The organism is Sorangium sp. So ce128 (assembly GCF_051525245.1).
GTDB lineage: Bacteria > Myxococcota_A > Polyangia > Polyangiales > Polyangiaceae > Sorangium > Sorangium cellulosum_B.
This window is the reverse complement of sequence record NZ_CP150313.1, coordinates 7,310,526-7,325,058: the sequence shown is the minus strand read 5'-3', so window position 1 is coordinate 7,325,058 and position 14,533 is coordinate 7,310,526. Positions and strand designations below refer to the sequence as shown.

Here is a 14,533-nt window from a genome sequence, read left to right as displayed (position 1 = left end):
GGGCGGGCGGCGGCGAGGCCGAGGACCGCCGAGAGCGTGGGCCTGGGCGCAAGGGCATTCCTCATGGTGGGTGAGCATTGTAACGGCAGTTCACCGCCGCATGGCAGCCGTCACTGCGGGGCGGTTCGTCCAGGTCGCGCCGACCCGTGCGAATCGCGGACGGTACGGGTGAATCGCGGACGGTGCGGGTGACTCGCGGGGGGTGCGGGTGAATCCGGAGGGGCGGCGCGGCGGGGCCGCGCCCCGACGATCGCACGTCGCTCCTGGTTCCCTCGGCACGGTCCGGCGTGTATGAAGGGCCCGTGGTCCGCTTTGCCCTCGCCCGGACGGCCATCGCGCGTCCGCTGATGCTCGTCGCGCTCGGGCTGGGCGCGGCGTGCAGCGGCGCCGCTCCGCCGACGGCGGCGCCAGCGCCGCCGCGCCAGGGTGAAGAGGCGCCCGCGACCCCGGCGCCCGCGGCGGCCCGGCCGGAGGCCGCCCCCCCGCAGGCGGCGCCGCCCGGCCCGGCCGAGGCGCAGGCCTTCGTGGCCGCCGTCGACCGGGAGCTGCGCAGGCTGCGGATCCAGTCCGCGCGCGCGTCCTGGGTCAACCAGACCTACCTCACGGACGATACCGACGCGCTCGCCGCCTCCGCGGAGGAGGCGAGCATGGAGTACCTGAACCGCACGATGAAGGCGGCGGCGCGCTTCGACGGGCTCGCGTTGCCCGCGGACGTCGCCCGCCAGCTGGCGCTCCTCAAGCTCTCGACCTCCCTTCCGGCGCCGAGCGACCCGGCGGAGCGCGCCGAGCTCGCCGCGCTCTCGGTCGAGATGACGAGCCTGTACGGCAAGGGCAAGCACTGCCCGAAGGCCAGGCCAGGGCGGGCGACGACCGCAGCCCGGGGCGCTGCGCGCGCGGGCGCCGGGGCCGAGCCGAAGTGCCTCGCGCTCGACGAGCTCTCCAGCCTCCTGAAGACCAGCCGCGACTGGGACGAGCTGCTCGATGCATGGGCGGGCTGGCACGCGATCGCCCCGCCGCTCCGGCCGAAGTTCGAGCGTTACGTCGCCCTCGGCAACAAGGGGGCGGCGGAGCTCGGCCTCCCGGACGTCGGCGCGCTCTGGCGAGCCGGATACGACATGTCCCCCGATGCGTTCGAGGCCGAGACCGAGCGGCTCTGGGGCAAGCTGAAGCCGCTCTACGACGAGCTGCATTGCTATGTGCGCGCGAGGCTGCGCGCGATCCATGGCAAGGACAGGATCGGCGAGAAGTCCCCGATCCCGGCGCACCTCCTCGGCAACATGTGGGCGCAGGAGTGGTCGAACGTCTACGGGCTCATGGAGCCGTACAAGGGCCAGCCCTCGCTCGACGTGACGCGGAAGATCAAGGCGAAGAAGCTCGACGGGAAGCAGATGGTCTCGCTCGGCGAGCGGTTCTTCACCTCGCTCGGGTTCGACCCGCTGCCGGCGACCTTCTGGGAGCGATCGCTGCTCAAGAAGCCGGCCGACCGCGAGGTCGTCTGCCACGCGAACGCCTGGGACGTGGGCGACCGGGACGATCTCCGCCTCAAGATGTGCATCGAGCCGAGCGAGGAGGATCTCATCACGATCCACCATGAGCTCGGGCACATCTATTACTACCACCAGTACTACAAGCTCCCGATCCTGTTCCAGTCGGGCGCCAACGAAGGCTTCCACGAGGGGATCGGGGACACGCTGGCCCTCTCCGTGACGCCGAGCTACCTGAGGTCGCTGGGGCTGCTCGACAGGGTGTCCGAGGACGAGAAGGGGGTCATCAACTTCCTCTTCAAGAAGGCGCTCGACAAGATCGCGTTCCTCCCGTTCGGCAAGCTCATCGACCAGTGGCGGTGGGATGTCTTCTCGGGCAGGACGAAGCCGGCCGACTACAACGCGGCGTGGTGGGCGCTGCGGCTGAAGTACCAGGGCGTCGCGCCGCCGGTGCAGCGCAGCGAGGCCGATTTCGACCCGGGGGCGAAGTTCCACGTCGCGGCGGGCGTCCCGTACATGCGTTACTTCCTCGCGCACGTCTACCAGTTCCAGTTCCACCGCGCGCTGTGCAAGGCGGCCGGGCACACGGGGCCGCTCCACGCGTGCTCGATCCACGGCAGCGCGGCCGCGGGCGAGAAGCTGCGCGCCATGCTGTCGCTCGGCGCGAGCCGCCCGTGGCAGGAGGCGATGCAGGCGGTGACGGGGGAGACCGCGGCCGATCCGGGCGCCATGCTGGAGTACTTCGAGCCGCTCCGGAGGTGGCTCAAGGAGCAGAACAAGCGTGAAGTCTGTGGGTGGTAATTGAGCGTGGGTGAGCGTAGGTGAGCTGTGCGCGTCTTCGTCGCCGTTGATCCGGGAGCCGAGCTCCTCGCCAAGGTCGGAGATCTCCTGCGGGAGATCTCGCCGCGGGCTCCGTCCGCCAAGTGGGTGGAGCCTGCTGGGCTGCATCTCACGCTCGCCTTCATGGGCGAGATCGGAGAGGAGCGCCTGCCGCTCGTCATCGCTGCTGCCGGGAGCGTCGCCGCGTTCCACAGGCCGCTCACGTTGCGCATCGAGAAGGGCGGTGCGTTCGGAACGCGGCGTCGCCCGCGCGTGCTCTGGCTCGGCGTGGGCGGCGCTGTCGGCGCCCTCACCGCGATCCACCGCGACCTGGAGCAGACGCTCTCGATGTCGACGGGCTACGTCCCCGAGGACCGGCCGTTCGAGCCGCACCTCACCCTTGCCCGCTCGCGCGATCCGCGCGGCGATCCGGCGCTCGACGCCTGCGCTCAGGCGGTCGGCAACGTCGACTTCGGCGAGACGCGGATCGAGGAGATCATCGTCTACCAGAGCGAGCTGACCCCGAAGGGGGCGCGCTACACGGCGCTCGCGCGCGTGCCGCTCGAAGGGATCGGCACCCCCGAGCCGGCGCGCTGAGCGTCGTCCTCCGTGGAGGCGCTGCGCTCCGTCCTTCGAAAGGACGGCGTCTCGCTCGGGCTCCTCAGCGCTTGCGCGGCCCGGCCGGAGGGATGAGCCCGAGGCGCACCGCCTCCTTGTAGGCGAACGATCGGCTCAGCCCGAGCAGCCGTCCGGCCGTCGCCGCGTTGCCGCCTGCTGCCCGGAACGCTCGGCCGAACGCGTCGCGGCGGGCCCTCTCGAGCGCCTCTGCCAGGAGCTCCACGGGCTGCCCCAGCGGCGCGTCCGCGAGCTGCAGCCGCTCCCCGGGGAGCCCGATCCGCGGGGCGAGCGAGCGCTCCTGCGCGCCGCCGTCGATCGCGTCGAGATCCTCGCGCCGCACGACGAGCGCCCCGCCGGCCGCGCTCTTGCCCTCCGCGATCGTCCGGCGAAGCACGGCGCGCTCCACGGCGTTCTTCAGCTCGCGGACGTTGCCCGGCCACGCTCCCTGCGCGAGCGCGCCCAGCGCCGGCTCGGTGAAGTCCACCCGCCCCGCGCCGAGCTCGGCCGCGAGCGCGGCGGCGAAGCGCTCGCAGAGGGTGGGGATGTCCTCGCGCCGCTCGCGCAGGGGCGGCACGCAGATCGGGTAGACCCAGAGCCGATGGAACAGATCGGCGCGAAAGCGCCCCTCGGCGACCTCCCGCCGGAGATCGCGGTTCGTGGCCGCGACGACCCGCGCGTCGACGCGGCGCGCCCGGTCCTCGCCCACGGGCTGGATCTCCCCCTCCTGCAGCGCGCGCAGGAGCTGCGCCTGCGCCGACAGCGGGAGCTCGCCGATCTCGTCGAGGAAGATCGTCCCGCCGTGCGCCGCCTCGAACCTGCCAGCGCGCGCGGCCGTGGCGCCGGTGAACGCGCCTCTCCTGTGGCCGAAGAGCTCCGATTCGACCAGCTGCGCGGGGATCGCCGCGCAGTTGACGATCACGAGCGCCCGGCTCGCCCGGGGCGATCGCTCGTGCAGCGCGCGGGCGACGAGCTCTTTCCCCACGCCCGTCTCGCCCGTGACGAGCACCGGCACCGACAGCGGGGCGAGCACCGCGATCTCGCGCTCGATCCGCTGCATCCCGGCCGAGCGGCTCGCCGGCGCCGGGCCGCTCGACGCCGGCCCGGAGGCGCGCCGCGCGATCGGCCCGGCGTCGAGCGGCCCGGCGCCGGCGTCGAGCCGCAGCGCGCCGGCGCAGAGCCCCGCGAACACGCGCGCGTCCTCGTCGCGCAGGCCGCGGAGGCCGTGGGGATCGCAGGCGTCCAGCGTCAGCAGCCCGGCGAGGCGGCCCTGCACGTGCAGCGGCACGGCCATGCAGGCGTGGATCGGATGGATCTCTCCGGGGTTACCGAGCAGCCAGCCGCTGTAGGGGTCGGGCTCGCTCGGATCGAGGAACCGGATCGGCCCGGCCGCCTGCGTCGCCCTGCGGAGCCGCGGGTGCTCCGCTGGCCGGAAGCTCATCCCCAGGGCGGCCGGCGACAGCCCGATCTGCGCGGCGACGCCGACCGAGCCGTCCTCCGCCGCCGTGAGCACCGAGAGCGCGTCCGCCGCCGTCACCCGCGCGAGCGCGCGCAGGATCCGCTGCAGCGCCTCGTCGCGGGCGGGCGCTTCGGACAGGCTGAGCACGGCGTCGAGCAGGGTCACGCGGTTCCTCGAGAAACGGAGGCGACGGAGGTTTCCTGTCGGAGACACTGGCAGGAAACACCGTGGGGTGCAGCGGAGCAAGGCGCGCGTCGGGGCGGCGCGCGGGTGGGCGCCCCCGGAGCGGCCGCCCTCGGAAGGCGGCCAGGTTTCCCGTGGGAAACCGCCGCCGGTCGCCGGGCGCGCCGACCCGGCGAGGATCGACGCGATCCCCGGAGAAACGCCCCTGGCACGGCCCGTGCGAACGCTTTCGACCAGCGCGCGCCGACGGGCGAATCGACCGCCGACGACGGCTATCACGGGCACAGCGCCCGGCCGGGAGGTTTTCATGGGATTGAATGTTGGCTTGCTGCGGGAGAGCTTCGAGCTCGTGATCGAGAGGGCGCCCAACCTCACGCACCGTTTCTACGGGATCCTGTTCTCTCGGTATCCGCAGGTGAAGCCGCTCTTCGGGCGCAATAGCCAGGAGCAGCAAGAGAAGATGCTCACGGAGGCGCTCGCCGCGGTCATCGACCGGCTGGAGGACGCGTCGTGGCTCGAGGAGAAGCTCATGGCGATGGGGGCAAAGCACGTCGACTACGGCGTCACGGACGCGATGTACCCCTGGGTCGCCGACGCGTTGATCTCCGCGATGGCCGAGGTCGCGGCCGCGGACTGGTCCCCGGCGCACCAGGCGGCCTGGACCGACGCGCTCGGCGCGATCGCCTCGCTCATGCAGCGCGGTGCGAGGGAGTACGGCGCCGCGAGGCCCCACGCGCCGCCACCCGCGGCGCACGCGGGCGGCTAGGGAGACGAGCCCCCTCGACCCTGTCGCCCGCGGAGCCCGCGCGTCGGCCGGCGGCGTCACTCTCCCATCGCCTTCACGACGACGCGCTTGCGCCGGCCGCCATCGAACTCCGCGTAGAAGATCTGCTGCCAGGGCCCGAGATCGAGCTTCCCCGCGGTGATGGGCACGATCACCTGGTGGTGCACGAGGATCGATTTGAGGTGAGCGTCGCCGTTGTCCTCGCCGGTCCTGTGGTGCTTGTAGTCGGGCCCCTCGGGGGCGAGCTGCTGGAGCCACGCCCAGATGTCCTCCCAGAGGCCCGGCTCGTGGTCGTTCACGAACACGCCGGCGGTGATGTGCATGGCGCTCACGAGGACCATGCCCTCCCGGATGCCGCTGGCGGTGACCACGGCCGCGACGCGCTCGGTGACGTTGATGAGCTCGCGCCTGGCCTTCGTCTCGAAGTAGAAATAATCGGTCTTCGATTTCATGGCTTCTCCTCGGCGCGGGTCACGGAGCGTGACGGAGCGCGCGTGATCGACGATCGCGTCGCGCTCAGGGGTAGAGCCGCTCGACGCGCCAGCCTTCGCCGTGGCGGACGTACACCACGCGGTCGTGCAGGCGGTTCTCCTGGCCGTACCAGAACTCGACGCGCTCCGGCACCACCCGGTAGCCGCCCCAGAACTCCGGCCGAGGCACCGGCCGGCCCTCGAAGCGGCGCTCGATCTCGCGCACCCGATCGAGGAGCGCCTCGCGCGAGGGCAGCGGCGCGCTCTGCCGGGACGCCCACGCGCCGATCTGGCTGCCCCGCCCGCGGGTCTCGAAGTAGGCGTCCGACTCCGCGTCGCTGACCCGCTCGATCCGCCCCTCGACGCGGATCTGCTCCGCGGCCTTCGCCCAGTGGATGCACAGCGCGGCGAACGGGTTCGCCGCGAGATCCATCGACTTGCGGCTCTCGTAGTTGGTGAAGAACACGAACCCGCGATCGTCGATGCCCTTCAGCAGCACCATCCGCGCCGAGGGGCGCCCGGACGCGTCCGCCGTGGCCAGCGTCATGGCGGTCGCGTCGGTCGGTTCGGTGGTTTGCCGCTGCTCGAGGAGCTCGCGCGCGAGGACGAACGGATCGGTCGGCTCGGTGATCATGGTGAAACGGTGCTCATGGTGAAATTGCGTCATGCATATACAAGCAGAGCGCGCCGCTGGCGAACCCGCGATGCACGCGAGCAACGCGCGCGATCTCGGGTGGCTGGGTGGCTATGGCGGCGCGGCGGCTTCCCTCGCCCCTCGCTGATTTCCGGGAAAGCTCGCGTTGTCGCGCACGCGCTGTTTTGATACTAGCGGAGGGGCGGAGCGAGGGCGTGCATGGTCGTACCGGTGAGCGTGGGGGACGTCCTCGCGGAGAAATACGAGGTCGAGCGCGTCCTCGGTGAAGGCGGGATGGGCGTGGTCGTCGCCGCCCGCCATCTCCTGCTGGGCGAGCGGGTGGCCATCAAGTTCCTGCAGCCCCAGGCCCGCGAGCGCGCGGACCTCGTCGCCCGCTTCCTGCGCGAGGGGCAGGTCGCGGCGCGCATCCGGAGCGAGCACGTGACGCGCGTGTACGACGTCGGCACGCTCGCGCGCGGCGAGCCTTACCTCGTCATGGAGTACCTCGAGGGGACCGACCTCAAGGCCGTCCTGCGCGATCGCGGGCCGCTCCCGGTCGCGCTCGCCTGCGACTACCTGCTCCAGGCGTGCGACGCGCTCGCGGAGGCGCACGCGCTCGGCATCATCCATCGGGACCTGAAGCCGGGCAACCTGTTCCTGACCCAGCGGGCCGACGGCAGCCCGCTCATCAAGGTCATCGACTTCGGCATCTCCAAGATGGCCCTCGCGGCGGAGGCGGCCGGGCCCAAGGCGCACGACATGACCGAGAGCTCGACGATGCTGGGCTCGCCGTTCTACATGGCGCCCGAGCAGATGGTCTCCTCGAAGAGCGTCGACGCGCGGGCCGACGTCTGGTCGATGGGCGCCATGCTCTATCAGCTGCTCACGGGCGCCGTCCCCTTCCGGGGCGACTCGGCGATGGCCATCTACGACCGCATCCTGGAGGGACCGCCGCGGCTCGACGCGCAGCGGTCCGACGTGCCCGAGCGCCTCGGCTGGGTGGTCCAGCGCTGCCTCCAGAAGAGCCCTGCCGATCGCTTCGGCAACATCGCCGAGCTCGCCGCCGAGCTCGCTCGGTTCGCGCCGCCGCACGCGCAGCACCTGGCCGATCGCGCAGCGCGCGTGCTGCAGATCCGCCTCGACGCGAGCGCCGAGGCGGGCCGCGCGCCCGGGCCGCCCCGCCGCTCGAACTCCACGTCGCCTGGGCCCGCCGGCGGGACGCCGTCGCCCAGCGACCCGGATGGGAAGGGCGTGGCGGCCGGCTCCGCGTGGTCTGGGGCGCCCACGGCGCTCCTCTCGGACGGCGCGGCGACGGATCGCTCCTGGGGCGGCACGCGCGCCTCGTCGGGCCAGGGCGGCGGGGCGCGCACCCTCGGGATCGCGGCGGCCCTCGCGGCGGCGCTCGTGGGCGCCGCGGGGCTCGCGTGGCTCGTGTGGTTCGCGCTCCGCGTCCCCGCGTCGGGTGGGGCGCCGCTCGCCGCGTCGGCGCCCTCGGTGGCGCCGCTTGCGCCGGAGGCACCGTCGCGCGACGCGGCGGTGCCCGCGGCCGATCCGGCTGCGGGCAAGGCGGCCGAGCTCCTCGACGGCGGCCCTGCGCCGCCGCCTGAAGCGCCCGTGTCCGAGGTCGCGACCGCGCGGCCGACCGCGAGCGGGTCTGCGGCGCCGCGGCCGCCGGCGTCGTCGAAGGGCGCGCGGCCGTCGGGGCGGACCCCGCCGCCGGCCCGCCCCACATCGACCGCGCCGCAAGACCTCTTTTCCGATCCGCGATGACATCCCGTGAGCCCAGGAGAGGTGCCGTCTTGCTTTGCCATCGTCGTCTCTCGAGCCCCTGTCCGGAGTCCGGCTGCCCTGCTGCGGTCTCCCGCGCGCCGCTGGCCGGGGCCGGTCGCCGTCGAGCGGTAGCGCTCCTGTCGGCGCTCGCTGCGCTCGCCTCGCTCGCGCCGGCCGCGGGCGCCGCCGAGCCGACCCGGGAGGAGCGCGCCGCTGCGGTCGCGCTGTTCGACGAGGGCCGCGCGCTGATGGCCGCTGGGAAGCACGCCGAGGCCTGTCCGAAGTTCGCCGAGAGCCATGTGATCGACCCCGGCATCGGCACCCTCTTCAACCTCTCCGACTGCTACGAGCGCACCGGCAAGATCGCGACGGCGTGGATCGGCTTTCGCGACGTCGCGGCCGCCTCGCTCTCGGCCGGGCAGACGGAGCGCGAGCGGGTGGCGCGCGCCCGGGCCGCCGCGCTGGAGCCGCGGCTCTCCCGCCTCCAGATCGTGGTCCCGCCGGCGGCGTCGATCGCGGGGCTGGGCCTCACGCGGGATGGGGTCGCTGTGGGCAGGGCGCTCTGGGGGACGGCGGTGCCGCTCGACCCGGGCGAGCATCGGATCGCCGCCGCCGCGCCTGGGTACGAGCCCTGGGAGGTAAAGGTCGCGATCGACAAGCCGGGCGTGGTGAGCGTCACGGTGCCGGCGCTCGAGCGCGCCAGGGAGCCGGCCTCCGCCCCGGGAGCGAGCGGCGCGCCGACGCCGGCGATCGCGCCGCCCCCGGTCCGTCCGCCGGCGAGCGACCCGCCCTCGGCGCAGGGCGGGAGCATCCGCAAGCCGCTCGGCATGGTGGGGGTCGGGCTCGGCGTGGTCGGGCTCGGCGTCGGCACGGCGCTCGGCTTCATGGCGAAATCGACGTTCGACAAGGCCACCGAGGGCGGCCATTGCGACGAGGCGGGCCGCTGCGTCGATCAGACGGGCCTCGATCTGCGCGACGACGCGGTGGCGAAGGGCAACATCGGGACGGCGGTCTTCATCGCGGGTGCGGCCCTCGCCGTGGGCGGGGCGATCCTCTGGATCACCGCGCCGTCTGCGCCTGACGCCGCGGCGTCAGCGCGCGGCCGCGGGCCGACGGCCGACGCCCCCTGGAGCGCGCGCGTCGGCCTGGGCCCAGGGAGCGTGTGGATCGCGGGCACTCTCTGAGCGGAGCGCCACAGGAGCAGGAGGGGGCGTCGTCGCAGCGGGGGAGCTCGCGGGACGCCGTACGACGTGCGGCGTCGAGCCGGGTGAGCCGACTGGCACCGAGGACAGAGGAGAGCCGGCGTGAGCGAGGGCGCCCGGAGATACCGGCGTTCAGCGTGGCGCCTCGATTGACACGGATCCCCTCTCCGACATGGCGCCGTGCGGCGAGCTGACCGATGATGCCGAGTCGGCCGGCGTCGATTGCGGTGCACGGGTGAAACACAGCACGTCTCTCCGCCGGGCTCGTCCGGCGCGGTGAGCCAGGCGCCGTCGCGCCATGGCGCGGCGCGGCTGGCCTGCTGGTGACGCTGCGCGCCGGCCAGCGAGCTCCGGCGGCGAGGGCGTGGCGAGCGATGATCCGTCGCAGGCGATGATCAGAAGGGTCCTGGACGGGAATATAGCCCCGGCCCCGAGCGGACCTCGGGGACTCGCACGTACCGCTCTGCTTCAAATATCCACCTCGACGAGTGAGCAGCGCATCGATGGCCCACGTCGGCGTGCGCCAGGCGCATTTCATCTGAACGGCTGATCAAATCATGGGCAATGCTGCTCGACACCGGTCGAGGGGCGCTGTTCTCCCATGGCTCGATTGCGGTGGCGACCGGGCGAACGAGCCTGTCGAATGCCCTTGATCCCACAGGCCCTGGGGAGAGGAGCGCCGCCGGCGTCTCCGAGCTCGCATCGAGCAAACGTGCGCCGTCGGCCGGCCAGACGAGCGCGTGTTGACGTTCTGCAGGCATGATCCGTCACCTGCTTACCCCGGGCTCCGATGTCCTGTTCTTTCGCCCGGCGGTAGTTCATGAGTGCGCCACGGCGCTTGTCATGTATAGAATGCGTCTCATGACGAAACAGCGTTCAACCTTGGCTTTGTGGATGACCTTCGCGCTGGGTGGCGGCGCGTGTCTCGCGCTGGGCGCCGGTGCGTGCAGCGACGACGGGGCGACCAGCTCTGGCGACACCGCGACGAGCGGGGGGAACCAGGGCTCCTCCGGGGCGCAGACGGGGACGGGGGCCGGCGCTGGCTCTGCCTCCAGCTCCGGCGCGGGCGCTGGCTCCGGCTCTGGTTCCGGCTCTGGTTCCGGCTCCGGCACCGGCGGTGGCAGCAGCACCACGTCGTCGTCCGGGACCACCGCGGGACAGGGCGGCTCCGGCGCCGGCGGCGGCGACCCGGTGGAGTGCGATGCCAGCGCGGCGCCCGACGTCGGGAAGCTGGCGCTCGCTCCCGTCGTCACCGGCGTGGAGAGGCTGGTTTACGCCGCTCAGCCGAAGGGGTCGAGCGACTGGTATCTCGTGCTGCAGACCGGGCAGATCCGCGTGTTCTCCGGCGGCCAGCTGCGCCCCGGGGCCTTCCTCGACGTGAGCAATCAGATCACGCTCAGCTCCGGGCCCTTCGACGACGAGCGCGGGCTCATCAGCATGGCGTTCCCGCCCGACTACGCGACGAGCGGCAAGTTCTACATCATGATGACGGCGACCACGGGCACGAACATGAACCGTGACATGGTGGTCGAGTACAAGCGGTCGAGCGATCAGTACGTGGCGGATGCGAACTCGGCGAAGACGATCGTGCGGCTCGACGCGTCCGCGGTGAATCACAACGGCGGCCATATCGTGTTCGGGCCCGACGGCATGCTCTACGTCGGCACGGGCGACGGGGGCGGGTCCTGCAACAGCGACAAGCCTGGCGGGTCGCAGGACCCGGCCTCGCTGTTCGGCAAGATCCTGCGCCTCGATCCGAATGCTGCCGAGCCGTACGCCGCGGCCGGCAATCCCTTGGACGGCGCGGCCTCGCGGACCTGGCACTATGGTCTGCGCAACCCGTATACCTTCACCTTCGATCGTGGGACGGGCGACCTCTTCATCGGCGATGTCGGCCAGGATGGCTACGAGGAGGTCGACTACGTTCCTGCCGGCACCTCGGGGCTGAACTTCGGCTGGCCGAAGTGGGAAGGCACCCACGCGGATACCTGCCAGGGGCGCACCATGCGCGCGGGCGATACGCACACCCCGCCCATCGCCGACATGGATCGGCGGCAGAGCGCGACAGGGCCGTACCGCGACTACAAGTCGGTCGTCAGCGGGTTCGTGTACCGGGGCAGCCAGGTGCCGCAGCTCCGGGGCGTCTACCTGTTCGGCGACTACACCGGCGGGAAAATGGGCGCGCTCATGCAGTGCGGGGCGCAGACGTCGCCCATCACGATCATCAACAAGAACCCCGATCCGAACGCTCCGAACGCTCCGGCGTTCACGCGTCAGGGCAGCCTGCCGACCTTCAACGCGCTCACCGCGATCGTCGAGGACAACGACGGCGAGCAATACTTCGTCGCGAACCGCAACAGCCTGGTGAAGATCGTTCCCGGGACCTGACCAGGCCGCCCAGGGCGCGGGCGCCGGAATCTCGCGCCCGGCCCTGGATCCAGCGCGCGAGCTCCCGCACGCTCCTGGACGCGGGCGGCCACGCGCGCCCGCTCCGCCTCCGGCTCCTCCGACGCAGCCAGCCCCGCGCAGCCGCCGTCGCGCCGCCTCCGATGGCAGCGGACGGCGCGCCCCCCTTCCGAGCGCCCAGCGGATGTGCTTCGCTTGCCCCGCTCGTTCAGGAGGAGTCCCATGAAGAATGTCTTGACAGTGCTTGTTGCGCTCGGCGCCCTGTGTCTCTTCGGCTGCGAGGGCAAGCCCCAGGCGACGCCGGAGGCGAAGCCCGCGGCCACGACCGAGGCGGCGAAGCCCGCGCCCAAGGCCGAGCCGGCGAAGGCGGCGCCGGCCGAGACCGCGAAGCCGGCGAGCACTGGCGGCTGGTGATCGGCGCGGCGGCTCGGCCCGCTGCCCCCCGGCGCAGGCGCATGGCCGCGGTCCGCCTCGCGCTCGCGCTCTCGCTCGGCCTGGCCGCCGTGGCGTGCGACGGCCGCCCTGCGCCCCCGGTCCACGGCGGTGCCCCCGATCCGGACCCGCTCGAGCCGCTGCGGCGCTTCGAGGCGGCGCGCCGAGCGGAGGCCGATTTCTCCCGCGCATCCAGCTCCGACCGGCTGTTCGGGGCCGACCCGATCGCGCTCCGCCCCGTGGATCCGCTGGGCCGCCCCGCCGCGCCGGGCGCGCCCGCGCTGCTCTCTCCGCTCCGCGGCCGCGACGCGCTCGTCCTGCTCGACGCGTCGCTTCGCGAGCTCTCCCGCGCCCCCGCGCCGGCCTCGCCGACAGGGGTCGCGGTCACGCCCACCGGCGAGGTCTTCGCGAGCGGCGAGGCGTCGCCCTCGCTCTTCCGCTATGCCGTCCGCGGCGCCTCGCTCGAGCCCGCGGGGCGCATCGAGCTCGCGGGCCTCCACGGCGTCCGGGACGTCGCGGCCGGCCCCGAGGGCCTCCTTTACGCGCTCGACGAGCGCGCCGGCACGCTCGTCACGCTGCGCCCTGGCCACACCGGCGCGGACGGACGCATCGAGGTCGAGCGCTGGGACGAGCCGATCGGCGCTGGCCCGTTCCGCGTCGTGCGCCTCGCGCATCACCTGATCGTCGATTGCCTTCTCGACCAGACGCTCGTCGTGCTCCCGGTCGGCGCCGATGGCCGCCCGCTCCCGGGCGGCGCGGCGCGCGTCCGCCACGACGGCCCGATCTGGAGCTTCGACGCGGTCGAGACGGGCGGCGCCGGGGGCGGGCTCCTGCTCGCGGCCGGCGGGGTCGAAGATCATCCGCTCGACCGGACCGGCGGCTCGTTCGGATACATCGACTCGTTCGTCTTCCTCTACCGCGTCGCCGCCGGCGCCCGGCCCGAGGTGACGCGGCTCTCGGCCGTGAACATCTCGGAGCTCGGCGTCCTCACCCCAAAGGCCGTCGCGCTCTCGGCGATCCCCGGATCGAGCGGCGTGCGCGTGATCGCGACGGGTTATGGCGGCGATCGCCGGGCCGAGCTCCTCTTCCGCGCCACGGACGCCGGCCTCTCGAGCGCGCCGGAGGTCTCCACCCGCCAGCTTTCCCCCGGCGTGGCCGCCATGGCCGCGCTCGGCGGCGGCGCCTTCGCCTATGCGAACCCATTGCTCGACGCGTGGCTGCTCGACGTGGGCGACGGCGCGGTCGTGAAGCAGCCGGTCCGGGACGGCGGCGAGGACGCCCGCTCCGACGAGATCCGCCTCGGCGAGGCGCTCTTCTTCACCTCGCTGATGGCCCCGTGGAACAAGGCCGAGGGCCCGCTCAGCCGGTTCACGTGCGAGACGTGCCACTTCGAGGGCTACGTCGACGGCCGCACGCACCACACGGGTCGAGGCGACGTGCGCGCCACGACCAAGCCGCTGCTCGGTCTGTTCAACAACCGCCCCCACTTCTCCCGCGCCCTCGATCCGGATCTCACCGCGGTGGCGGACAACGAGTTCCGCGTCGCCGGCGCGCTCAGCGGCCACGACCCATGGTTCTCCCTCTCGAGCGAGGCCGCGCCGTGGCTCGCCGATCTCGGGCTCGCCGACGCCGGGCGCGCGGCGCGGCCGCCCGAGGCGCTCCGCCGCGCGCTCATGAGCTTCCTCATGGCGTTCTCGCACCGCGCGAACCCCGCCATCCTCGGCCGGACGAGCTTCACCCCGCTCGAGCGCGACGGCGCCCGGGTGTTCCGGGACCGCTGCGCTCGCTGCCACGCGCCGGTGCTCCGCAGCGACGACCCCGGCTCCGCGGCCCCGTTCGAGCGCTGGGAGGCGCTCGTGTTCGCGCCCGAGGGCCCGATCGTGTGGGGGAGGGCCGGCTACGAGAAGACTGGCGTCGTGCCGTACGTGCACGAGGACGGCGCGCGGGTGCCGTCGCTCCGGCGGCTCTACAAGAAGCGGCCCTACTTCACGAACGGCTCCGCGAAGACGCTGCGCGATGTGCTCGAGCGGGCGCGCTTCGAGGACACGGGCGGCCGCGCCGCCGGCGATCACCGCAGCACGGCCGCTGCCGCTGCTGCTGCCGCTGCGCCGAGCGCCTTCTTCCACGACGGCGCGCCCGCGGGCGAGGGCCTCGTCGCGCTGGACGCCGGCGCGATCGAGGCGCTCCTCGCCTTCCTCGATCTGCTCTGATCGCGCGGCGCGTCCGCTCGCCCGCGGGCAGGCAGACCGCGGGCGCGCCGCGCGGAGCGCGCGTG

General features: G+C 73.2%; 11 protein-coding genes. 8 read left to right on the top strand and 3 right to left on the bottom strand.

The window, feature by feature from the left end; genetic code table 11:
- Positions 1-347 precede the first annotated feature (347 nt).
- Positions 348-2,285 carry a M2 family metallopeptidase gene (locus tag WME82_RS27805; RefSeq protein WP_438044942.1) on the top strand — a complete coding sequence of 646 codons (1,938 nt, stop codon included), beginning with the start codon at positions 348-350 and terminating at the stop codon, positions 2,283-2,285.
- A 27-nt stretch (positions 2,286-2,312) separates the two neighbouring features.
- Positions 2,313-2,900: an RNA 2',3'-cyclic phosphodiesterase gene (gene thpR / locus WME82_RS27800; protein ID WP_437739504.1), complete on the top strand. Its 588-nt coding sequence runs from the start codon at positions 2,313-2,315 to the stop codon at positions 2,898-2,900.
- A 64-nt stretch (positions 2,901-2,964) separates the two neighbouring features.
- Here thpR and WME82_RS27795 read toward each other — a convergent pair whose 3' ends face one another.
- Entirely contained in the window at positions 2,965-4,542 is a 1,578-nt protein-coding gene (locus WME82_RS27795) for a sigma 54-interacting transcriptional regulator (RefSeq protein WP_438037749.1), read from the bottom strand.
- Between the two features lie 325 nt (positions 4,543-4,867).
- Here WME82_RS27795 and WME82_RS27790 point away from each other — a divergent pair, with 325 nt between their 5' ends.
- On the top strand, positions 4,868-5,326 hold the full coding sequence (locus WME82_RS27790; RefSeq protein ID WP_438037748.1) for a globin domain-containing protein: 459 nt from the start codon (positions 4,868-4,870) through the stop codon (positions 5,324-5,326).
- 56 nt (positions 5,327-5,382) lie between these two features.
- Here WME82_RS27790 and WME82_RS27785 read toward each other — a convergent pair whose 3' ends face one another.
- Together WME82_RS27785 and pdxH are read right to left on the bottom strand one after the other, a co-directional pair.
- The gene (locus WME82_RS27785) at positions 5,383-5,796 is read right to left on the bottom strand and encodes a secondary thiamine-phosphate synthase enzyme YjbQ (protein WP_437292975.1); all 414 of its coding nucleotides are present in this window, start codon (positions 5,794-5,796) and stop codon (positions 5,383-5,385) included.
- Between the two features lie 64 nt (positions 5,797-5,860).
- On the bottom strand, positions 5,861-6,448 hold the full coding sequence (pdxH, locus tag WME82_RS27780) for a pyridoxamine 5'-phosphate oxidase (RefSeq protein WP_438037747.1): 588 nt from the start codon (positions 6,446-6,448) through the stop codon (positions 5,861-5,863).
- A 219-nt stretch (positions 6,449-6,667) separates the two neighbouring features.
- On the opposite strand from pdxH, the gene WME82_RS27775 reads away from it, so the two are divergent.
- The 5 genes from WME82_RS27775 to WME82_RS27755 all read left to right on the top strand — a co-directional run bounded on the left by WME82_RS27775 (position 6,668) and on the right by WME82_RS27755 (position 14,468).
- Positions 6,668-8,218: a protein kinase domain-containing protein gene (locus WME82_RS27775; protein ID WP_438037746.1), complete on the top strand. Its 1,551-nt coding sequence runs from the start codon at positions 6,668-6,670 to the stop codon at positions 8,216-8,218.
- 29 nt (positions 8,219-8,247) lie between these two features.
- Positions 8,248-9,402, top strand: coding sequence for a hypothetical protein (locus WME82_RS27770; RefSeq protein WP_438037745.1), 1,155 nt, complete (start codon positions 8,248-8,250; stop codon positions 9,400-9,402).
- A 912-nt stretch (positions 9,403-10,314) separates the two neighbouring features.
- Positions 10,315-11,808, top strand: a complete 1,494-nt coding sequence (locus WME82_RS27765; protein WP_438037744.1) for a PQQ-dependent sugar dehydrogenase — start codon at positions 10,315-10,317, stop codon at positions 11,806-11,808.
- Between the two features lie 240 nt (positions 11,809-12,048).
- Positions 12,049-12,240 carry a hypothetical protein gene (locus tag WME82_RS27760; RefSeq protein ID WP_438037743.1) on the top strand — a complete coding sequence of 64 codons (192 nt, stop codon included), beginning with the start codon at positions 12,049-12,051 and terminating at the stop codon, positions 12,238-12,240.
- A 41-nt stretch (positions 12,241-12,281) separates the two neighbouring features.
- Positions 12,282-14,468, top strand: coding sequence for a hypothetical protein (locus WME82_RS27755; protein ID WP_438037742.1), 2,187 nt, complete (start codon positions 12,282-12,284; stop codon positions 14,466-14,468).
- The last annotated feature ends 65 nt before the right edge of the window (positions 14,469-14,533 follow it).